The sequence below is a fragment of the Ruegeria sp. BA2 genome (assembly GCF_056539605.1).
In genome coordinates, this window is record NZ_JBQFVE010000009.1 from 52310 (window position 1) to 73847 (window position 21538).

18 protein-coding genes are annotated in these 21538 nt (G+C 57.4%); 6 read left to right on the forward strand and 12 right to left on the reverse strand.

The window, feature by feature from the left end; genetic code table 11:
- Nucleotides 1-7: 7 nt before the first annotated feature.
- The 5 genes from ACR0NN_RS17605 to ACR0NN_RS17625 all read right to left on the reverse strand — a co-directional run bounded on the left by ACR0NN_RS17605 (nucleotide 8) and on the right by ACR0NN_RS17625 (nucleotide 5194).
- A complete protein-coding gene (locus ACR0NN_RS17605) occupies nucleotides 8-1084 on the reverse strand; it encodes a branched-chain amino acid ABC transporter permease (RefSeq protein ID WP_170684829.1) in 1077 nt (358 codons plus the stop codon).
- A gap of 3 nt (nucleotides 1085-1087) precedes the next feature.
- Nucleotides 1088-1345 (reverse strand): hypothetical protein, encoded by a 258-nt coding sequence (locus ACR0NN_RS17610; RefSeq protein WP_170684827.1) that lies wholly within the window; start codon nucleotides 1343-1345, stop codon nucleotides 1088-1090.
- 3 nt (nucleotides 1346-1348) lie between these two features.
- The gene (locus tag ACR0NN_RS17615; protein WP_170722816.1) at nucleotides 1349-2335 is read right to left on the reverse strand and encodes a branched-chain amino acid ABC transporter permease; all 987 of its coding nucleotides are present in this window, start codon (nucleotides 2333-2335) and stop codon (nucleotides 1349-1351) included.
- Nucleotides 2336-2364: 29 nt separating this feature from the next.
- Nucleotides 2365-3183: an ABC transporter ATP-binding protein gene (locus ACR0NN_RS17620; protein ID WP_170722814.1), complete on the reverse strand. Its 819-nt coding sequence runs from the start codon at nucleotides 3181-3183 to the stop codon at nucleotides 2365-2367.
- Between the two features lie 67 nt (nucleotides 3184-3250).
- Entirely contained in the window at nucleotides 3251-5194 is a 1944-nt protein-coding gene (locus tag ACR0NN_RS17625; protein WP_170722986.1) for an AMP-binding protein, read from the reverse strand.
- Between the two features lie 378 nt (nucleotides 5195-5572).
- Between ACR0NN_RS17625 and ACR0NN_RS17630 the strand changes: the two genes are divergently transcribed.
- Together ACR0NN_RS17630 and ACR0NN_RS17635 are read left to right on the forward strand one after the other, a co-directional pair.
- On the forward strand, nucleotides 5573-6694 hold the full coding sequence (locus ACR0NN_RS17630) for an amidinotransferase domain-containing protein (RefSeq protein WP_170722812.1): 1122 nt from the start codon (nucleotides 5573-5575) through the stop codon (nucleotides 6692-6694).
- Nucleotides 6695-6884: 190 nt separating this feature from the next.
- Nucleotides 6885-7577 carry a substrate-binding domain-containing protein gene (locus ACR0NN_RS17635; RefSeq protein WP_170722809.1) on the forward strand — a complete coding sequence of 231 codons (693 nt, stop codon included), beginning with the start codon at nucleotides 6885-6887 and terminating at the stop codon, nucleotides 7575-7577.
- 105 nt (nucleotides 7578-7682) lie between these two features.
- Here the strand turns inward: ACR0NN_RS17635 and mutT are convergent, their stop codons facing one another.
- From mutT to ACR0NN_RS17650, 3 genes are read right to left on the reverse strand one after another with little or no spacing between them, the layout of a single operon-like run.
- Nucleotides 7683-8081: an 8-oxo-dGTP diphosphatase MutT gene (gene mutT / locus ACR0NN_RS17640; RefSeq protein ID WP_170684815.1), complete on the reverse strand. Its 399-nt coding sequence runs from the start codon at nucleotides 8079-8081 to the stop codon at nucleotides 7683-7685.
- A 55-nt stretch (nucleotides 8082-8136) separates the two neighbouring features.
- Nucleotides 8137-9363: a bifunctional glutamate N-acetyltransferase/amino-acid acetyltransferase ArgJ gene (gene argJ, locus ACR0NN_RS17645; RefSeq protein ID WP_170722807.1), complete on the reverse strand. Its 1227-nt coding sequence runs from the start codon at nucleotides 9361-9363 to the stop codon at nucleotides 8137-8139.
- 5 nt (nucleotides 9364-9368) lie between these two features.
- The gene (locus ACR0NN_RS17650) at nucleotides 9369-10217 is read right to left on the reverse strand and encodes a peptidylprolyl isomerase (protein WP_170722805.1); all 849 of its coding nucleotides are present in this window, start codon (nucleotides 10215-10217) and stop codon (nucleotides 9369-9371) included.
- A 176-nt stretch (nucleotides 10218-10393) separates the two neighbouring features.
- On the opposite strand from ACR0NN_RS17650, the gene secA reads away from it, so the two are divergent.
- From secA to ACR0NN_RS17665, 3 genes are all read left to right on the forward strand, one after another.
- The gene (gene secA / locus ACR0NN_RS17655; RefSeq protein WP_170722802.1) at nucleotides 10394-13111 is read left to right on the forward strand and encodes a preprotein translocase subunit SecA; all 2718 of its coding nucleotides are present in this window, start codon (nucleotides 10394-10396) and stop codon (nucleotides 13109-13111) included.
- Between the two features lie 100 nt (nucleotides 13112-13211).
- Nucleotides 13212-14129, forward strand: a complete 918-nt coding sequence (locus tag ACR0NN_RS17660) for a hypothetical protein (protein WP_480685227.1) — start codon at nucleotides 13212-13214, stop codon at nucleotides 14127-14129.
- 25 nt (nucleotides 14130-14154) lie between these two features.
- Nucleotides 14155-15702, forward strand: coding sequence for a phosphate ABC transporter substrate-binding/OmpA family protein (locus tag ACR0NN_RS17665; protein WP_480685228.1), 1548 nt, complete (start codon nucleotides 14155-14157; stop codon nucleotides 15700-15702).
- A gap of 3 nt (nucleotides 15703-15705) precedes the next feature.
- Here ACR0NN_RS17665 and radC read toward each other — a convergent pair whose 3' ends face one another.
- The 3 genes from radC to dnaK all read right to left on the reverse strand — a co-directional run bounded on the left by radC (nucleotide 15706) and on the right by dnaK (nucleotide 19751).
- Nucleotides 15706-16461 (reverse strand): RadC family protein, encoded by a 756-nt coding sequence (gene radC, locus ACR0NN_RS17670; protein WP_480685230.1) that lies wholly within the window; start codon nucleotides 16459-16461, stop codon nucleotides 15706-15708.
- Between the two features lie 159 nt (nucleotides 16462-16620).
- Nucleotides 16621-17769, reverse strand: coding sequence for a molecular chaperone DnaJ (gene dnaJ / locus ACR0NN_RS17675; RefSeq protein WP_170722795.1), 1149 nt, complete (start codon nucleotides 17767-17769; stop codon nucleotides 16621-16623).
- A gap of 74 nt (nucleotides 17770-17843) precedes the next feature.
- Nucleotides 17844-19751 carry a molecular chaperone DnaK gene (gene dnaK, locus ACR0NN_RS17680; RefSeq protein WP_170722791.1) on the reverse strand — a complete coding sequence of 636 codons (1908 nt, stop codon included), beginning with the start codon at nucleotides 19749-19751 and terminating at the stop codon, nucleotides 17844-17846.
- A gap of 213 nt (nucleotides 19752-19964) precedes the next feature.
- Here dnaK and ACR0NN_RS17685 point away from each other — a divergent pair, with 213 nt between their 5' ends.
- The gene (locus ACR0NN_RS17685) at nucleotides 19965-20567 is read left to right on the forward strand and encodes an alpha-ketoglutarate-dependent dioxygenase AlkB (RefSeq protein WP_170722788.1); all 603 of its coding nucleotides are present in this window, start codon (nucleotides 19965-19967) and stop codon (nucleotides 20565-20567) included.
- A gap of 56 nt (nucleotides 20568-20623) precedes the next feature.
- Here ACR0NN_RS17685 and ACR0NN_RS17690 read toward each other — a convergent pair whose 3' ends face one another.
- Nucleotides 20624-21445 (reverse strand): ABC-2 transporter permease, encoded by an 822-nt coding sequence (locus ACR0NN_RS17690; RefSeq protein ID WP_170722785.1) that lies wholly within the window; start codon nucleotides 21443-21445, stop codon nucleotides 20624-20626.
- Nucleotides 21446-21538: the final 93 nt, after the last annotated feature.

Here is a 21538-nt window from a genome sequence, read left to right on the forward strand (position 1 = left end):
CGGCCCCTTAGTGCGGAAACGGCCAGAGTCTGAGTTTCTCTTTCGCCACGCGCCAAAGCTGCGCCAGCCCGTGCGGTTCGAGGATCAGGAACATGATGATCAGTGCGCCCACGATCACGAGGTTCAGGTGCGCCACGATATCCGTTGGCCAGCCCAGCAAATCGACGCCGAGCAGTTTCAGAACGACCGGCAGCAATACCAGGAATGCCGCCCCGGCGAAGGATCCAAAAATAGATCCTAATCCGCCAATAATGACCATGAACAGCACCAGGAATGATTTCTGGATGCCGAACACCTCGCCAACCTCAACCGCGCCCAGATAGACAGCGAAGAACAGAGCCCCTGCGATGCCAACAAAGAACGAGCTGACAGCAAAGGCGGTGAGCTTGGCCTTTAGCGGGTTTACCCCGATGATCTCGGCCGCGATGTCCATGTCACGGATCGCCATCCATGTGCGACCCGTGGTGCCACGCGTCAGATTACGCGCGATGATGGCGCAGACGGTCAGGAAAATCAGGCAGAACAGATATGTGGCCCAGGCCGGTGCGTTTGGTCCGGTAATGATGATACCGAACACATCCCGCTCCGGTGCGTTGATCTGGCCTGATGCTGAGTAGTTGTAGAACCAGGGTACTCGGTTAAACAGCCAGACAAGGAAGAACTGTGCCGCCAGCGTTGCCACCGCCAGATAGAACCCTTTGATCCTGAGCGACGGCAGACCAAACAACACGCCGACAAAGGCTGTAATTCCTCCGGCCAGCAGGACATGGATGAACATGCTGACATCGGGAAAGGCCGTCATCAGCTTGTAACAGGCATACGCCCCCACGGCCATGAATCCACCGGTGCCCAGCGAAACCTGCCCACAATAGCCCACCAGAATGTTTAGCCCAATCGCCGCAATTGCGTAGATCAGAAACGGCAGCAGCAAGGCATTCGCCCAGTAATCGTTGATGATGAACGGAATGATCCCAAACGCCACCGCCAGCACCACATAGTACCGATACCGGTCAAACTTGATCGGGAAAGTCTGGCTGTCATCTATGTACGAGGTTTTGAAATCCCCGGCCTCACGATAGAACATATCTTACTTTCCCCATTCTTCTTGCGCCCGGTTTCGGGCCACAGCGTCCAGTTGGTTAGAGCCTTTGGCATATCCGCTGGCTTCCGACGCGCGTACCAGTTTCATGTAAGCAAGGATGCCCATGATCAGCCCGGCAAAGGCCAGGATCGCGGCCACCACAAGCTGGCTGTCGGTCAGATCATCCGACGTCAGCGCGATGTAGCCAAAAGCCCAGAACCCGGCCCAGGCGATCACATTTATGATGGCGATCAGCTTGGTCACGCGTCACACCCTCTCAATGATCTTCTCGCCGAACAGACCTTGCGGTCGGAAAACAAGGAAGATCAGGGCCAACACATAGGCGAACCAGTTCTCGGTCGCGCCTCCAACCATCGGGCCAATTGCGAACTCAAACAGTTTCTCGCCCACGCCGATGATCAGCCCGCCCACGATGGCACCAGGGATCGACGTGAATCCACCCAGCATCAGCACCGGCAAAGCCTTGAGAGCGATCAGCGACAGTGAGAACTGAACACCCGATTTGGTACCCCACATGATCCCCGCGACCAGCGCTACAAATCCGGCCACCGACCAAACCATGATCCAGATGAAGTTCAGCGAAATCCCCACCGACAGCGCCGCCTGATGGTCATCCGCCACGGCGCGCATGGCCCGGCCCTGCTTGGTGTACTGGCTGAACGCCACCAAAGCCGCCACCAGCAGCGCCGCTATGATCGTTGCCACGATATCCAGATTGTCGATAAAGAACCCATAGTCGAAGATCTGGAATGTCGATTCATCAATCCACAGGTTGATCCCTTGCGGCAAACCCACATCCAGCGTCTTGATCTCGGATCCCCACATCAGGTCGGCCACACCTTCAAGGAAATAGGCCAGACCGATGGTTGCCATGAACAGGATAATCGGCTCCTGCCCGACCAGATGCCGCATGACAAAGCGCTGCACCGCCCAGGCAAGCAATACCATCACCGCCATGGTCAGGATGATTGCCAGTAAGGCGGGCACGTTCCAGCCGAAGTAATGAACATGCGTGCCAAAGATCGCATTGATCAGATGCGCAAACGGCACCTGCCCATTCATGATCCCCACCAGCGTCATCGCCGCGAATAACGCCATAACCCCTTGCGCATAATTGAAAATCCCCGACGCCTTGTAGATCAGCACAAAGCCCAGCGCGACCAGAGCATACAGCACCCCGGCCATCAGACCGTTGAGGATGACCTCCATCGCGAATACGAGTTGTTCAGGCATTGGTGCCCCCCCAGATATCTGCCTCGGTGTCAGTCATGGCTGACCCCAAGATAAGCATCGATGACCTCTTGATTGCTGCGCACCTCATCCGGCGTGCCGTCACCGATCTTCTTGCCGTAATCCATCACTACCACCCGGTCGCTCAGGTCCATCACCACACCCATGTCGTGTTCGATTAGCGCGATGGTGGTGCCAAACTCGTCATTCACGTCGAGGATAAAGCGGCTCATGTCCTCTTTCTCTTCTACGTTCATCCCGGCCATCGGTTCGTCCAGCAGCAGCAGCTTGGGCTCCGCCGCAAGTGCGCGCGCCAGCTCAACGCGCTTTTTCAACCCGTAAGGCAGGCGGGACACAGGCGTTTTACGGATGTGCTGAATTTCAAGGAAGTCGATGATCTTCTCGACCGCCTCGCGGTTTTCGGTCTCCTCCGCTTCGGCCTTACCCTTCCACCAAGCCTGCTGAAATATGTTGGTCTTCATAAAGCTCAATCGCCCGGTCATGACATTGTCCAGAACGCTCATCCCTTCGAACAAGGCGATGTTCTGGAAGGTCCGCGCGATGCCCTGCTGCGCCACCTCAAATGGCCGCATCTGCGGGCGTTTGGCGCCGTGGAACCAGACCTCACCTTCCTGTGGAACATAAAACCCCGAGATCACATTCAGCATCGAGGACTTGCCCGCCCCGTTCGGCCCGATGATCGCGCGGATCTCCCCCTCGCGAATGTCGAATGAGATATCCTTGATCGCCACCACGCCGCCAAAGCGCAGGGTGATGTTTTTCATCTCCATCACCACACCGCCAATCTTGCGGCCGTCCTCGGTGACATATCCTTCGGAATTATCCAGCATCAAAATCCCCCTGACAGGAAAAACGGGATGGCGGGCGGGGCGATGACCGCAGGTCGAGCGGCGCTTGTCATTCCGCGGCCACCTTGTGCTGCGCAACCGGTACAACCGTTGCGTCGACAATTTCCAGCGTTGCTGAAATCGAGCCCTTGCGACCGTCTTCATAGGTCACTTCGGTGGTGGTCGACACACTCTCAGACCCATCATAAAGCGCGGCTATGATGTCGCTGAATTTGTCCTCGACAAATCCGCGACGCACCTTGCGGGTCCGGGTCATTTCACCATCATCCGCATCCAGTTCCTTGTGCAGCACCACAAAGCGATGCACCTGACAGCCTGACAGCATTTCATCTGCCGCAACTGATTTGTTCACCTCTTCCACATGGGCCTTTATCGTCTCTAACACTTGAGGATTTGCGGTCAGCTCCTGATAGGAGGCATAGGCAACGTTGTTGCGTTCGGCCCAGTTCCCTACCGCGGTCAGGTCGATATTGATGAAGGCCACACAGCGATCCTTACCATTGCCGAACAGCACGACCTCAAGAATATCGGGATAGAATTTCAGCTTGTTCTCGACATATTTGGGCGCGAACATCGACCCGTCGGCCATTTTTCCCACATCTTTGGCGCGGTCGATAATCCGCAAATGGCCCGAATTCTCTTCGATGAACCCGGCATCCCCTGTCGCAACCCACCCCTCGGCATCCTTGGTCGAGGCGGTCGAAGCCGGGTTGTTGTAATATTCAACAAACACCCCGGGTGAGCGATAGTGAATCTCGCCGCTGTCGTCGATCTTCAACTCGACATCCGGCGCAGGAACCCCAACCGTATCGGCGCGCACCTCGCCATCCGGCTGCACGGTGATGAATACGGTCGCTTCGGTTTGGCCGTATAACTGTTTCAGGTTGATGCCGAGCGAGCGGTAGAAATCAAAAATCTCCGGACCGATGGCCTCTCCTGCGGTGTACCCAACGCGGAATCGCCCATATCCCAACGTGTCCTTCAGCGGCCCATAAACCAAAAGGTTGCCCAGCGCGTATTTCAGCTTGTCGCCAAACCCCACCGGTTTGCCGTCCAGCAACACGCCGCCAACCTTCTTGGCGTGCGCCATGAAATAATGGAACATGCGCTGCTTCAGCTTGCCCGCATCCTCCATCCGGATCATCACATTGGTCAGCTGGGTCTCGAACACACGCGGCGGGGCGAAGAAATAGGTCGGCCCGATCTCACGCAGGTCTGTCATCATCGTGTCGGCGCTTTCGGGGCAGTTCACGCAGAAGCCGCACCAATAGGCCTGACCGATAGAGAATATGAAATCCCCAACCCACGCCATCGGAAGGTAGGACAGGATATCCTCATTTCGGGTCAGATGATCGAACTCTGCGGAATTCTTGGCGCTTTCAATAACATTCCGGTTCGACAGCACCACGCCCTTGGGCTTGCCCGTGGTGCCCGAGGTATACAGCATCACGCAGGTATCGTCATAGGTAATTGCCGCGATGCGCTTGTCCAGCTCAGCATCAAACCGGGCGTGGCCGGCGCTGCCTTCGGCCATGATGTCCTCAAGCGCGTTCATCTGGGAATGGTCGTATTTCCGCATGCCGCGCTTGTCGGTATAGAGGATATGTTTGACCTGATGCAGGTTCTGCTGGATCTCGATAACCTTGTCGACCTGTTCCTGATCGCCGCAGACAACGTATTTCGCGCCGCAATGCTCCAGCACATAGGCCATCTCTTCCGCGACCGAATCCTGATACAGCGGCACCGGAACCGCGCCCACCATTTGGGCTGCGACCATTGACCAGTAATGCGCCGGACGGTTGCGGCCTATGACGGCGATATGGTCGCCTTTCTCAACGCCCAACTCCAGAAACCCCAGCGCGATAGCACGGATTTCCTTGGCCGTTTCGGCCCAGGTCCAGCATTGCCAGATCCCGAATTCCTTTTCCCGATACGCCGGAGCGTCCCCGAACTGATCAACATTGCGGTGTAGCAGCGCCGGAAGGGACGTCATCCCTTCGGCGCCCGACTGCGTCTGAGCCAATCTTTTTCTCCTCCCCATCCGGCCCCTCCCCGGGCCGGAAATGGCGGGTTCGGGTCATTGCCCGAACGCCATTGTCCCGATTAGGGACGGTGGTACGATCAACGTCAAGTTTTGCCTGATGTTTTCTCAATTCTTACGAATTGTAACAAAGACCCGCTCATCGATCTGGCCAGGGCCTGACACACCCGACTTCCCAATGCTCAAAAGCAATGCTATGAGCGCTCAAAATGCTCTGGCGATGGCGTCGCCAGGTGTAATTTCAGCGTTGAACCATATCCTGTACGCCGGGACTTTCAATCAAGGAGATTGAGGGCCCGGTCCTGATCTCCGTTATCACAGGAGACAGCGATGGCCTGGTCGCCCGACAAAACCGAAGTCAAAAGCTGGAACGAGTGGGACACGTTGCGCCACATCATCGTCGGCCGCGCAGATGATTGCCACATTCCGCCCGAAGAACCCGCGCTGGACGCCAAGGTCCCCGAAGACAGCGATATGCGTGGGCAATGGGGCCGCCGCCCGCAGGAAACCATCGATCGAGCCAATGAACTGCTGGACAATTTCGCCGATCAGCTGCGCAAACGCGCCATTCGTGTGGATCGGCCCACCTCGATCGATCACTCTCAGCCCGCGACCACCCCGGATTTCCATACGGCTAGCCAGTTTGGCTGTATGCCCCCGCGCGATGTGTTGCTGACCGTCGGGCACGAGATTCTTGAGGCGACGATGTCATACCGCTGCCGCTGGTTCGAATATCTGAACTATCGTCCGCTGATGCAGCAATATTGGGACGAAGACCCCAACTTCCGGCACGAGGCCGCGCCCAAACCGCGCCTGACCGATGCGGATTACCATCCCGACTACCTCAGCGACACGATCGGTGTCGAAAAACGCCTGCAATGGGCGGCTGAGAAGTTCTTTGTCACCACCGAAGAAGAGCCTTTGTTCGACGCGGCTGATGTGCTGCGCTTTGGCCGCGATCTGGTGGTGCAGCATGGGTTTACCACCAACCTCAAGGGGATCGAGTGGCTGCGCCGTCACTTCCCGGACCATCGCGTTCACACGGTGAATTTCCCGGGCGACCCTTATCCGATCCATATCGACGCCACGTTCACACCGCTGCGCCCCGGTCTGATCCTGAACAACCCGCAGCGCCGCTTGCCCGAAGATCAGCGCGGCATGTTCGAGAAAAACGGGTGGGAGATCGTGGACGCCGCGCAACCGGCCCACAATACACCCCCACCGCTGTGCTATTCCTCGACCTGGCTATCGATGAACGTGCTGGTGCTGGACCCCAAAACCGTCTGTGTCGAGAAATCCGAGGTCTATCAGGCCGAGCAGATGGACAAGCTGGGCATGGAAGTTGTCGAGGTTGAACTGCGTGACGCCTACGCCTTTGGCGGTGGCTTGCATTGCTGTACCGCGGATGTCTATCGCGATGGTGAGTGCGAGGATTATTTTCCGAACATGTAGGGTTTGTAGGTTGAGAAGATGGTGCCTGGGATTTCTCAGGCATCCTAGCTTGGATGGATAGAGCTAAATGTTGCGTGAACGGCAACTATGAGCCCAAAATGACATCACCGCAATCGGGCTTGCTGGGCACAAAACGATTGCGTTTGATTGTAGGGCCACAGAGCATGCGGGTCTCGGGGAGAGCTTTAGAATGCCGACCACATTGCGGATGTTCATTCCTACGGCGATCCGGGCTGTCATGGAGCACCTCACGCCGCGCGTGGAAGCAGCGACAGGCGTGCGGCTCATACAGGAGGTTGAACTTAACCCACTGATACCGGAGCGACTCAGAGCGGGCGAGCGCTATGACATCGGTCTGACCAATCCACCTTACGCGAAGGCCTTGATCGATGATGGCTTTGCAGACGGAAGCAGCCACCGTGCATTCGGGCGAGTCTCACTTGTGGTTGCGCGCAAAGGCTCGACACATGGCCAATTGATAACGGACACACATGGTATCGAAGCGCTTCTCCGCAGTGCGAAAAGCATAGCCTATACAGGCGCTGGCACGAGCGGACACACCTATCTGGATGTGATGGAGCGCATGGGGCTGACTGACTCCGTCTTGCCGCAAAGCCATGCGATGTCTGGGGGCGTGCCTGCGGCATCGGTTGCGACCGGCGAATACGAACTTGCGATTGCCCCGCTCACAACAGTGATTGCCACACCTGGAGTCGTTCCGGTAGCGGTGTTCCCGGAGCATCTTGGGACACAAATCGACATGTCAATATTTCGGAACGCCGCATCCCCAAACATAGCTTCAGAAGTGATCGAATTCCTAACCGATCACGATCTCGACGATATACTCACCGCTGCGGGAATTGCGCGTTTTGAATTGATCTGATCGCAATTTGAACTTCCGGCAAAATCGCGTACAGATAGGGGAGGCCTGTAAGTCCGGTTTGTCCGCAGTCCAGACACTAAACTACAACGCGGTTTGATCCCGAGACTACAACCAGTCCCGCAAAATCGGGATCAGCGGGATATCCGCCGCGGGCATCGGATAGTTCCGCAGATCATTCGCGCGCACCCATTTCAACGCCTGACCCTCTTTCGATTGCGGAATCCCCTCCCATTTGCGGCAGGCGAATAGGGGCATGAGCAGGTGGAAATCGTCATAGCTGTGGCTGGCGAATGTCAGCGGCGCGAGGCAGGAGGCCCAGGTGTCGATGCCCAGTTCTTCATGTAATTCGCGGATCAGTGCGACTTCGGGCGTTTCGCCGGGTTCGATCTTGCCGCCGGGGAATTCCCAGAGGCCGGCCATGGATTTGCCCTCGGGCCGTTGAGCCAGCAGGACCCGGCCCTCGATGTCGATCAGGGCGACAGCAGATACTAAGACAGTTTTCATGGTCGCGATCCCGGACGCAAAACCGGGCTCCACTTTTGCTGGAATTGCTCCGGTTTCACGAGCGATAATCCGCGTTGATCTCGATGTAGCCGTGGGTCAGGTCGCAGGTCCAGACGGTGGAAGTCCCCTCGCCCAAGCCCAGATCGACGGCGATCACGAGGTCTTGGCCTCTCATATAGGCGGCGGCATCTTCCTCGCGGTAGTCGGGACTAACCCAGCCTTTTTCTGCCACAAGCATGTCTCCGAACGAGATGCTCAGCAGGTCGCGGTCGGCGGCAGCGCCGGATTTGCCGATGGCCATGACGATGCGACCCCAGTTCGGGTCCTCGCCTGCGATGGCGGTTTTGACCAGAGGCGAGTTGGCGATGGCCAGCCCGTGGGTTTTGGCGTCGGCGTCCGTGGCGGCGCCGGTCACACGAATTTCAACGAATTTCGTGGCCCCTTCACCGTCGCGCACCACTTGCTGCGCGAGGTCCAGCATCACCGTTTCCAAAGCCTGCTCAAACGCGGCGTTGCCGGTGGCGTCGATACCCGAGGCTCCGGTTGCACAGAGCAGCAGACTGTCAGAGGTTGAGGTGTCGCTGTCCACAGTGATGCAGTTGAATGTGCGGTCGGTCTGCGCGCCAAGCATTGCCTGCAAAGCGGATTGGTCGACCTGCGCGTCAGTAAAGATGTAAACCAGCATCGTCGCCATATCAGGCGCGATCATGCCGGAACCTTTTGCAATCCCTGCAATAGAGACTGTTTTGCCGTCGATCTCGACCTGAGCGGACGACCCTTTCGGGAAGGTATCGGTGGTCATGATGGCGCGGGCGGCGTCTTCGATGGCGTGGCGGCTGAGGCTGGATTTCAGCTCTTCGAGCTTGGCCACGATACGCTCATGCGCCAGCGGTTCGCCGATCACGCCGGTCGAGGACGTAAAGACCCGCTGCTCGGCCACACCGGTGGCTTTGGCGACGGCCTGCGTCACCTCGGCCACCGAGGTTTGGCCGTAATGGCCGGTAAACGCGTTAGCGTTGCCCGAGTTCACCAGGATCGCCGCTGGTCCGTCTGACGACCCGCCAATCTTGTCCTGACAATCAAGCACAGGTGCCGCGCGGGTGGCCGAGCGGGTGAAAACACCCGCCACCGAGGTGCCAGGATCAAGCACGGCGAGCATCACATCGGTGCGACCCTGATAGCGAACGCCCGCTTCGACCGTGGCAAAGCGCACGCCATCAATGGCAGGCAATTCGGGGAAGGCCGCCGGGGCCAGCGGGGAAACCTTGGTGATTGTGGCCACGGGGGTTACTCCTGCAGCAGGTCGATCTGGCGCATGATCTCGGGGCCGGCACCTTCCAGCGCGGGGCGTTCGATCGTTGCCTGTTGGGTCAGTTCGTCAACCTTGGCCTGAATGGCCTCTTGCCGGAGGGTCTGGGCAAGTTCTTCGCGCACGGCGTCCAGTTCTGGCGCCTGGGTTTTGCGTTTGTCATTCAGGGTGACCAGATGCCAGCCGAATTGCGTCTGGACCGGATCCGACACGCTGCCCTTTTCCAGTGCGACAACGGCGTTTTCAAACTCGGGCACCATCTGGCCCTTGCCAAACCAGCCCAGCGCGCCGCCATTGGGACCCGACGGGCCGGTGGATTTCTCTTTGGCCAGCTCGGCGAAATCCGCGCCATCGTCCAATTGCGCTTTGATGGCTTTGGCTTCGTCTTCGCTTTCGACCAGAATATGGCTGGCGTTGAATTCGTCTTCGCCTTCGAACTCGGCGAATTGTGCGTCATAGGCGGCTTGGATGGCCTCATCCGTGACTTGGGCGGCAGTGACCGCTTCGACTGTTTGCACCGCGCGCAAGGACCGGGTTTCGTTGTCCAGCCGTAGCGCGTTCAGGGGGCTCAGCGCTTCTTGCTCTTGCCCAAGAAGATGCTGCTGGACCAGTTGTTCAACTATGAAGTCATACAGAACGTCGTCTTCCAATTGCTGATACTGCGCAGGCAGGGCAGACGCGGTGGCGATGACGTGACCCAATGTGATCTCATCGCCGTTCACACGCGCCACAACGGTCGAGGCATCGGGCTTGGTTTCGGCGGCCAATGGCAGGGCCATCACGGCGGTCAGTGCCAGCGATGGCAGAAAAGTGAGGCCTTTGGGCATGGAATCATCCTATTTCTTGGCCGCGACAGGGCGCAGCGTTGACACTGTGGAACCTGCCGCTTACATCGCTTTGAAGCCTTGGACAGGGCCGCCTTTCACCCCCCGTATCTATGGGTTGCGCGCAAGGTGGGCAAGCCTGTCGCAACCACGATAAGAACAGATCCGCTGGAGTGAACATGCTGGGACTCGGAACGCTCGCCAAAAAGGTGTTCGGAACACCGAACGACCGCAAGATCAAGGCGACCCGCCCCCTGATCGATAAGATCAACGCGCTGGAACCAGAGTTTGAGAAACTGTCGGATGAAGGCCTGATCGAAAAGACTGCCGAACTGCGCAAACGGGCGCTGGATGGTGAAAAGCTGGATGACCTTTTGCCCGAAGCCTTTGCCAATGTCCGCGAAGGCGCCAAGCGCGCGCTGGGTCTGCGGGCCTTTGACGTGCAGCTGATGGGCGGCATCTTCCTGCATCAGGGCAATATCTCGGAAATGAAGACGGGCGAAGGTAAGACCCTGGTTGCCACCTTACCTGCCTATCTGAACGCGCTGACCGGCAAGGGCGTGCATGTGGTTACGGTGAACGAATACCTAGCCAAGCGCGACTCGGAATGGATGGGCAATGTGTTTGCCGCCGTGGGCATGACCACCGGTGTGATCTGGTCGGGCCAGCCCGATGCCGAGAAGATGGCGGCGTATAACTGCGACATCACCTATGCCACCAATAACGAGCTGGGCTTCGATTATCTGCGCGACAACATGAAGGCTGATCTAGAGCAGGTCTATCAAAAGCACCACAATTTCGCGATTGTGGATGAGGTGGACTCGATCCTGATCGATGAGGCGCGAACGCCGCTGATCATCTCGGGGCCAGCGCAAGACCGGTCAGACCTGTATACGGCGATCGATGCTGTCATCCCGGCACTGCAAGATGATCACTTCTCTCTGGATGAAAAGACCCGCAGTGTAACCTTTACGGATGAGGGCAACGAGTTCCTCGAAGAGCGTTTGCTGGCCGCAGGTCTGCTGCCCGAAGGGCATTCGTTGTACGATCCCGAAAGCACGACCGTTGTGCACCACGTCAATCAAGGCCTGCGTGCGCACAAGCTGTTCCAGCGGGACAAGGACTATATCGTTCGCGACGGGAACGTGATTCTGATCGACGAATTCACCGGACGAATGATGCCGGGCCGCCGTATGTCCGAAGGTCTACATCAGGCGATCGAAGCCAAGGAAGGTGTTCAGATTCAGCCCGAGAACGTGACGCTAGCCAGCGTGACCTTCCAGAACTACTTCCGCCTTTATGACAAGCTGTCGGGCATGACCGGTACGGCACTAACCGAGGCGGAAGAATTCCAGGAAATCTATGGTCTGGGTGTTGTCGAGGTTCCAACCAACAAGCCGATTGCACGTGTGGACAAGGACGATCAGGTCTATCGCACCACGGCCGAGAAATATGACGCCATCATCAAGCAGGTCAAAAAGGCCGGTGAAAAGGGTCAACCGGTGCTGGTCGGTACCACGTCGATTGAAAAGTCCGAAGTGATCAGTCAGTTGCTGACCAAGGAAGGCATCGAACACAACGTTCTGAACGCCCGCCAGCACGAGCAGGAAGCCCAGATCGTAGCCGATGCCGGACGCCTGAGCGCGGTGACCATCGCCACCAACATGGCGGGCCGCGGCACCGACATTCAGCTTGGCGGCAATGTCGAGATGAAGGTTTTGCAGGCGCTGGCAGAAAACCCCGAGGCCGATCCGGCCGAGCTGCGTGCGGCGGAGGAAGCCAAGCACGCTGAAGAAAAAGACAAGGTGCTAGAGGCCGGTGGTCTTTACGTCATGGCGTCCGAACGCCACGAAAGCCGCCGGATCGACAACCAGCTGCGCGGTCGTTCAGGCCGTCAGGGTGACCCGGGCCGCACTGTGTTTTACCTGAGCCTCGAAGACGACCTGATGCGCATTTTCGGCTCGGAGCGGTTGGACAAAGTCCTGACCACGCTGGGCATGAAAGAAGGCGAGGCGATCATTCACCCCTGGGTGAACAAGTCGCTGGAACGAGCGCAGTCCAAGGTCGAAGGTCGCAACTTTGACATGCGCAAGAACGTTCTGAAGTTCGATGATGTGATGAATGACCAGCGAAAGGTCGTGTTTAGCCAGCGGCGCGAGATTATGTCGGCAGATGATCTGTCGGATGTCGTCTCGGACATGCGTGAGCAGGTGATTGACGACCTGATCGACGAATATATGCCACCCAAAACATACGCGGATCAGTGGGATACCGTGGGCTTCTATGCTGCAGTTATCGACAAGCTGGGTGTAGATGTGCCGTTGATTGACTGGGCAGAAGAAGAAGGTGTCGATGACGAGGCCATCCGTTCACGTCTTACTAAAGCAACAGATGAAATGATGGCTCAGAAAGCCGTCGCCTTTGGCCCGGAAAACATGCGCACTATCGAAAAGCAGGTTCTGCTGCAGACCATTGATGGCAAATGGCGCGAACATCTTCTGACGCTGGAACATCTGCGCTCAGTCGTAGGTTTCCGCGGCTATGCCCAGCGCGATCCGCTGAACGAATACAAGACTGAAAGCTTCCAACTGTTTGAAGGAATGCTGGATTCGCTGCGTGAAACCGTGACCCAGCAGTTGTCTCGCGTTCGCCCACTAAGCGAGGAAGAGCAAAAGGAAATGCTCGCCCAAATGGCGGCGCAACAGGCACAGACCCAGAAAACCGTGGATCAAGCCGCCGAGAAGGCCGAGGCAATCGCCGAGGCCGAAGCATCCGGTGACAGGCGCCCGAGCTTTGTCGAAGATGATCCATCGACCTGGGGCAATCCGTCACGCAACGATCCTTGTCCGTGCGGCTCAGGTAAGAAATTCAAACATTGCCACGGCAGATTGACCTAGGGTTACCTGCTTTCAAACACAATGAGTCCGCCTCAAGGCCACATATTGGCCTTGATTCGAAGGCAAGTTAAGGCCTGCTCCTTCAACTGGGGAGGGTGTCTTGTTTGTAATAAAGAACTACGTGACCACGGGCGGAACCGTTGCCTGCGCCTTGGCCATTGGATATTTGATGCAAAGCGGATCGGCGCAGCAACCCAGCGCTGAGCCAAGTGGCGCGCGCGTAGCATCGATATCCGAGCAGGGTGCAGACCTTGCCGGGCTTCAGAGCGTTGTGCTGACGTCATCTTCCCCATCTGATGCGCGCGACGATGTGCTACCCACACCCTCGCTTCCAGCACCTGCTCAAAGCCGTTTGCCGTCGAATTGCGACCTGAGCGCACGCGCCTTGGCCGTACCTGGCGCAAATGCGCGGCTGCGGGTCAAAGCCCCGTGCCATGCAAACGTGACCATCGAGGTTCACCACAACGGGCTGATTTTCAGCACTGAAACCGATGCGCTTGGCGGCTTGAACATGACTGTCCCGGCGCTGTCCGAATACGCCATTTTCCTGATCTCGTTGCCGGATGGTGAGGGCACGGTTGCAACAACCCATGTGCCCGAGATCAACGAATTCAGCCGGATCGCGCTGCAGTGGCAGGGCCAAACTGACCTGCAACTACATGCATTGGAATTCGGTGCGGGCTATGGTGAAGCGGGCCATGTGTGGTCTGGCTCTGACACCGGGACGGGGTCTGTGATCCACTTGGGTCAGGGCGAGTCGGACGCGGTGCGTAACATCGAAGTGTATTCCTTCCCGATCCAGTCGGTCGACCAAGACGGATCAATCGCATTGTCGGTCGAAACCGAAGTGACCGAGGTGAACTGCGGCAAATCCCTGAATGTGCAATCGCTGGAATGGCGCACGGGTCAACGTCTGCGTTCGCGTGAACATACGCTTGAATTACCCGGCTGCGAGGCGACCGGTGATTTTCTGGTGTTGAATAATCTGTTCCCAGACCTGACAATCGCTGCAAAATAAGCAGCAGGCAGGACTTAGGTCTCACATGAAAACTGTTCGTGCGGTTCTGGCCGCGCTTTTCACCATGTTGGCAGCGCATGGAGCGCATGCGCAAGACATTACCCTCACATCTCATGATGGTCAGGTTGAAGTTGTCGGCACGCTGCTGGGCTATGATGGTGAGTTTTATCGCGTCGATACTCAATTCGGTGAGCTGACAATCGATGGTTCAGGCGTCACTTGTGATGGCCCCGCCTGCCCCAGCCTGACCGATTTCGTCGCCGAGATTCGATTGTCGGGCGCATCGGTCATGGCCGAAACTCTGCTGCCCGCATTGATACAAGGTTTCGCCGCACAAGAAGGGCTGAGCGTCAAACAATCCGAAGAAGGATTCACATTTGCATTGTACCAGCCAGATCGGCAGGCTCCGCTTGCGCGTTTGATCCTGAGGGCAACTGATACAGGTCAGGGCTTCGCAGATCTGGCCGAGAATGCCGCGGATATAGTTCTGGCTCAGCGAGAGATTCGCCCGGCCGAACAAGAATTGGCACAAGAGGCCGGGCTCGGGGATTTGACCCGCCCACGGCTTTCTCGGGTTCTGGCACTGGACGCGATCGTGCCCGTTGTCGCAACCGACAATCCCGTACAGAAAATCTCAGCTGCTGAACTGGCGCGCGTGTTTTCTGGTGAGATCACCAATTGGTTTGATCTGGGTGGTCCGGATGCCCCAATTGCCTTGAATCTCACCGGTTCAGCATCGGGTCTCGCGCAGGCGGTGGACGATCTGCTTATGAAGCCGGTTGATGCCACTGTGTCCAACACAATTACGCGCCATCCCCGAAACAGCGATCTGGTCCGCGCGGTCTCGGCTGATCCTTTTGCCATTGGCATCGCCAGCCTGGCCGAAACAGGGGCGGCGCGCGCGCTGCCGCTGGCCGGAGGCTGCGGCCACGCCATCATGGCAACGCGTCAATCGGTAAAGACCGAGGACTATCCACTGACCTCGCCGATGTTTCTGTATTTGCCACAGCGCCGCCTGCCTCGGATGGCCCGTCAGTTTCTGGCTTACACACAAAGTCGTGACGCGCAGAGCGTGATCCGGCAGGCCGGGTTTGTTGATCAATCGACGGAAGAGATTCGGATAGGCCTGCAAGGGGATCGGTTGGCAAATGCCATCGCAACTGGCGGGGCAGAGGTCGGTTTGGACACGCTGCAACGCATGATCGAAACTTTGCGCCCGATGACACGCCTATCGCTGTCTTTCCGGTTCGAGCCAGGTTCATCCCGCCCGGATGCCCAGTCGCGATCAAATATCCTGCAACTGGCCCAAGCCTTGGAAAGCGGCACTCTGGACTTGCAGAAGCTCAGCTTTGTGGGCTTCAGTGACGGCGTTGGCGGCGCCAAGGCAAACACAAGCATTGCGCTCCGCCGTGCTCAGACTGTCCGCAACCTTGTGCTGGCGGCGGTTGAAACCAGCATACCTGAAAGCATTGAGATTACGTCCGAAGGTTTTGGCGAAGCCATGCCCATGGCGTGCGACGACACCGAATGGGGCCGCAAAGTAAATCGCCGCGTCGAGGTTTGGGTGCAATAAACCTCACAGATATCCCTGCGACCGAAAACTCAGTTCCGTCGATTTGCCAATGATCAGATGGTCATGCAGCGTTAGCCCTAGTGCCGTGCAGGCATCCTGTATCCGATTGGTCATATCGATATCAGATTGTGAAGGCGTTGGATCGCCCGACGGATGGTTGTGAACCAAAATCAGTGCCGAGGCATTTAGTTCCAACGCCCGTTTTGCCACCTCTCTCGGGTAGACGGGTACGTGATCCACGGTTCCTTTGGCCTGCTCTTCATCGGCGATCAACACATTCTTGCGGTCCAGGTAGAACACACGGAACTGCTCAATCTCGCGATGGGCCATCGTGGTGTGGCAATAGTCCAGCAACGCGTCCCAACCCGAAATCACATGCCGCTGCATCACCCGCGCTCGGGCCATGCGATGGGCGCAAGCCTCAAGGATTTTGAGATCGGTGATCACCGTGTCCCCGACACCTTTGATCTGACGCAGCCGTTCCTCAGGCGCGGTCAGGACCCGATTGAAATCACCAAACGCATCCATCAGCGCTCGCGCCAGCGGTTTCACGTCTTGTCGGGGAATGGATCGGAACAAAGCAAGTTCTAACAACTCATAATCCGGCATCGCCGCCGAGCCGCCGGACATGAACCGTTCGCGCAGCCGCTTACGATGATCCTTGATGTAGGAGGGTAACCGACCACCGGGCAGCGGCTGCGCAGGCGCTTCGTCCGTATCGAATAGCATGGGAGCTTCGGCAAAGGCGTCTTGGGTCATGGGTTCACCCTGACGCAGAATCGGTTTCCGAATAGTTAACGCACCTCAATTGTACGCCTTAAAGCGCAAAACTAGGGGATGAGAGCGGGGGATCCGGTCTTCATCTGGCTAGAAATATCCCGGGGGAGTCGCCCAGCGGGCGGCGGGGGCAGAGCCCCCTTAGCCTTTCATCCCATCCCAAAAGGATTTGACGGATGAGAAAAAGCTTTTTGACTCCGGATGGTTATCCTCACCCAGATCATCAAACTCACGCAGCAGCTCTTTCTGGCGACTGGTCAGATTGACCGGGGTTTCCACGGCCAGTTCGATGAACATGTCGCCGATACCACCCCCACGTAGCGCGGGCATACCTTTGCCACGCAGACGCATTTGGCGGCCTGATTGGCTGCCTGCCGGTATCTGCACGCGGCCGCGACCGCCATCAATGGTGGGAACCTCGATCGATCCACCCAGCGCAGCCTTACCCATGCTGACCGGGACGCGGCAATAGAGGTTCACGCTGTCACGCTCGAACAATTTGTGCTCGGACACTTCGACAAAGATATAGAGATCACCCGGAGGGCCCCCGCGCATACCGGCTTCACCCTCACCTGCCAGGCGGATACGGGTGCCGGTTTCAACGCCTGCCGGAATGTTCACCGACAGCGCGCGGTCTTTTTCGACACGTCCAGCGCCGCTGCAGGATTTACAGGGGTTTTTGATGATCTGACCCAGACCGGAACAGGTCGGGCAGGTGCGTTCAACGGTGAAAAAGCCCTGCTGCGCGCGCACCTTGCCCATGCCGGAACAGGTCGGACAGGTGGTTGGTTCTACGCCGCCCTCTGCGCCGGTGCCTTCACATGAAGAACAGGCGACAGCCGTTGGGACATTGATGGTTTTCTGCAGGCCTGCATAGGCCTCTTCCAGCGATACACGCAGGTTATACCGCAGGTCCGAGCCGCGTGCGGCACGGCGTCCACCACCTCCGCGTTGTCCACCCATGAAGTCGCCGAACAAATCGTCGAACACATCCGAGAATGCGCTGGAGAAATCCCCTTGCCCGCCAAAGCCGCCGCCGGGGCGTCCTCCACCCCCCATGCCGTTTTCAAAGGCAGCGTGGCCAAAGCGGTCATAGGCGGCTTTTTTGTCGGCGTCGCGCAGCACGTCATAAGCCTCGTTGGCCTCTTTGAACTGCGCTTCGGCATCCGGATTGTCCTTGTTGCGATCGGGATGCAGTTCCTTGGCTTTCTTACGAAAACCTTTCTTGATCTCATCCGAAGAAGCGCCCTTGGACACGCCGAGCACTTCGTAGTAGTCGCGTTTGGACATCAGTATTTCCTTCTGCCTCAACGTAATCGGGCCGGCCCGGCAACCGGACCGGCCCTAATTGGCCCGGTTACCCGTTAGTTACGCTTGTCGTCGTCCAGATCTTCGAACTCGGCGTCGACAATATCGTCCTCACCCGGCGCGGCATCTGCGGCTGCGGGCTCATCTTCGCCCTCTTCCGCTTGTGCCTTATAGATCGCTTCGCCCAGTTTCATGGCCGCTTCGGTCACGTTCTGGATGCCTGATTTAATCTTGTCGGCATTGTCCGTTTCCAGCTCATCCTTGAGCGCGGCAACGGCCAGTTCGATCGCTTCGACGGTCGACGGGTCGACCTTGTCGCCATGTTCCTCGATCGATTTCTCGGTCGCGTGGACAAGGCTTTCGGCCTGGTTTTTGGCTTCGACCAGCTCTTTGCGGGCCTTGTCTGCCTCGGCGTTTTCCTCGGCGTCCTTGACCATCTTGTCGATATCTTCGTCCGACAGACCGCCCGATGCCTGGATGGTGATCTTCTGCTCTTTGCCGGTGCCTTTGTCCTTGGCCGAAACCGAGACAATGCCGTTGGCGTCGATGTCAAAAGTCACCTCGATCTGAGGCATGCCGCGCGGTGCGGGCGGGATCTCTTCTAGATTGAACTGACCCAGGATCTTGTTGTCCGCAGCCATTTCGCGCTCACCCTGGAAACAGCGGATGGTCACGGCGTTTTGGTTATCCTCGGCGGTTGAGAAGACCTGAGACTTCTTGGTCGGAATGGTCGTGTTGCGGTCGATCAGGCGGGTGAACACGCCACCCAGCGTCTCGATGCCCAGCGACAGCGGGGTCACGTCCAGCAGAACCACGTCTTTGACGTCGCCCTGCAGAACACCGGCCTGAATGGCGGCACCCATAGCAACAACTTCGTCCGGGTTCACACCCTTGTGCGGCTCCTTACCGAAGAACTTGGTGACCTCTTCGATCACTTTCGGCATCCGGGTCATACCACCGACCAGAACAACCTCATCCACGTCGCCAGCCGACAGGCCCGCGTCTTTCAGGGCAGCCTGGCAAGGCTTCATCGACTTCTTGATTAGGTCGCCAACCAGCGATTCCAGCTTGGCACGGGTCAGCTTCATGACCATGTGCAGCGGCTGACCGTTCGAGCCCATCGAGATGAACGGCTGGTTGATCTCGGTCTGCGAGGTCGAGGACAGTTCGATCTTGGCTTTTTCAGCGGCTTCTTTCAGACGCTGCAGGGCCATCTTGTCAGCGGACAGATCGACACCGTGTTCCTTTTTGAACTCGTCTGCCAGGTAGTTGACGATGCGCATGTCAAAGTCTTCACCACCCAGGAAGGTGTCACCGTTGGTCGATTTGACCTCGAACAGGCCGTCGTCGATTTCCAGAATGGTCACGTCGAAGGTACCGCCACCAAGGTCATAGACCGCGATGGTTTGGGTTTCTTCTTTGTCCAGACCATAGGCCAGAGCCGCCGCTGTCGGTTCGTTGATGATCCGCAGCACTTCCAGACCGGCGATTTTACCGGCGTCTTTGGTGGCCTGACGCTGAGCATCGTTGAAATAGGCCGGAACAGTGATGACAGCCTGCGTGACTTCCTCACCCAGATAGCTCTCGGCGGTTTCCTTCATCTTGCCCAGAGTGAAGGCCGAGATTTGGCTTGGGGAGTACTTTTCACCGCGGGCTTCGACCCACGCGTCGCCATTGCCGCCATCGACGATAGCGTACGGCACCATTTTCTTATCTTTTTCGACTTCTGCATCATCCACGCGACGACCGATCAGACGCTTGACGCCAAAGATCGTGTTGTCGGGGTTGGTGACCGCCTGACGTTTTGCAGGCTGACCGACCAGACGCTCATCTTCGGTGAAGGCGACGATCGAGGGCGTGGTCCGCGCCCCTTCGGCGTTTTCGATGACCTTCGGCTGCGAGCCGTCCATGATGGCCACGCACGAGTTGGTGGTACCGAGGTCAATCCCGATTACTTTTCCCATATTTTCAATCCCTTTCTCTTCAAGGCGATGTCCCGAGGGTTGGACCCGTTGCGGCATCCTGCCCCCGATTGTTGTGCGCGACAGCACTACACCATCGCGCGTCGAGGCGTATATAAGGGCGAGATGAGGGGCCTGCAAGCGTTCAGAAACGCAGGTTTTCGGGAATCTGTGGCCTTTTTTGGCAAGGATTTGGCAAGGTTTGGGGATTCTGGAATGGCGCGGCTGTTATTGCGCGGATTTGATATCAGGAAAGGCTATTTGGATGTGGTGGTGCAGGCCCAATTGATTGACCTGCTGAGACCGATTCTGAAAGCCGCGCCTCTCTATCGGCCTGTTACGCCGTCGGGCAAGCAAATGTCAGTGCGCATGACGTCGGCCGGGGCGTTGGGCTGGGTCACAGATCGGGCCGGGTATCGGTATCAGGACACGCACCCAAAGGGCATGACATGGCCCGCGATCCCCGATGAGATTTTGGCTATATGGCAAGACCTGACCGGCGCGGATCGGCGGCCCGATTGCTGCCTGATCAACTATTACGGCGAAGGCACCAAGATGGGCCTGCATCAGGACAAGGACGAGGCTGATTTCTCATGGCCCGTCCTATCGATCTCACTGGGTGATGACGCATTGTTCCGGATCGGGAACACCACGCGTGGTGGCAAGACCGAGTCAATTTGGTTGAACTCGGGCGATGTGGTGATCATGGGTGGCCCTGCCCGGCTGACCTATCACGGGGTGGATCGTATCCGGTTCGGATCATCCAAACTGCTACCCAAGGGTGGGCGCATCAACCTGACACTGCGGGTCGCAACATGAAGGCAATCCAAAAAGTAAGAGCCGGTTTTTGGACCAAATTGCGCGTCCAAATTGAATCAACGGCGCGCATCCCAACTTTTTGACACCTGCTTGCGGGTGTAGAATTCGGCTAGCAAGCCGATCATGGTCAGAACAATGCCCACCCACAGCGCGTATTCCCAGCTGGTATTGCGCGGAAAATAGTTGCGAAACACAAAGCCACGGCACTGATCAATAACGTGAAACAGCGGGTTCCATGCAAACATGGTCAGCAAGAAACCACCAAGCGCGTTACCAACGAACATCTTACCTGAAAACACCATATTCATGCGGCGATAGATATTTGTCAGGATGGTCACCGTATTAGGGAACCAGGGCTTGAGCGACAAAAATACCAGACCCACCGAACATCCGGTGAACCAAGCCAGCGCAAGCATGGCAAAGGCACCACCGGGTTCCTGAATTTCAAGCGGTGAAACAGTAACGCTGTAAACAAACAGGATCACCAAAATCGAGACAAGTTGCGTGTAGAGAGTACCAAGCGCAGCGGCAGACAACATCACCATCATGGTCATCGGCGAATGCAGCGTCATAGGATTGTTGCCATCCCCGACGCCCGCAATAGCGCCAACCGACTTGATATGTGTTAGGAACAGAAACACGCCGGATAACAGGAACAGAACGAACTCTCCCCGTATCTTGGCAATACGGGTGCCCATCAGCGAAAGGATAAAGTAGAACGCAGATGCGACAATAACGACCTGCAGAATATTGATCAGGATCGCCATGACCGCATTTGAATGCTGCGACCGGATGTTGCGCACAACTGCATGAAATATCAGTTCAGCGGTAGTGAACGCCCCGCCAAGCAACGACTGATTTCGTTTATAATGAAACACCCGAACACTCTTTCCTGCTCATGTCGCCCGCAAGATGGCACGAAATTCTTGCTGTTCCGTATCCGCCGCATCATAAGTCCGTCAGATGCCCTA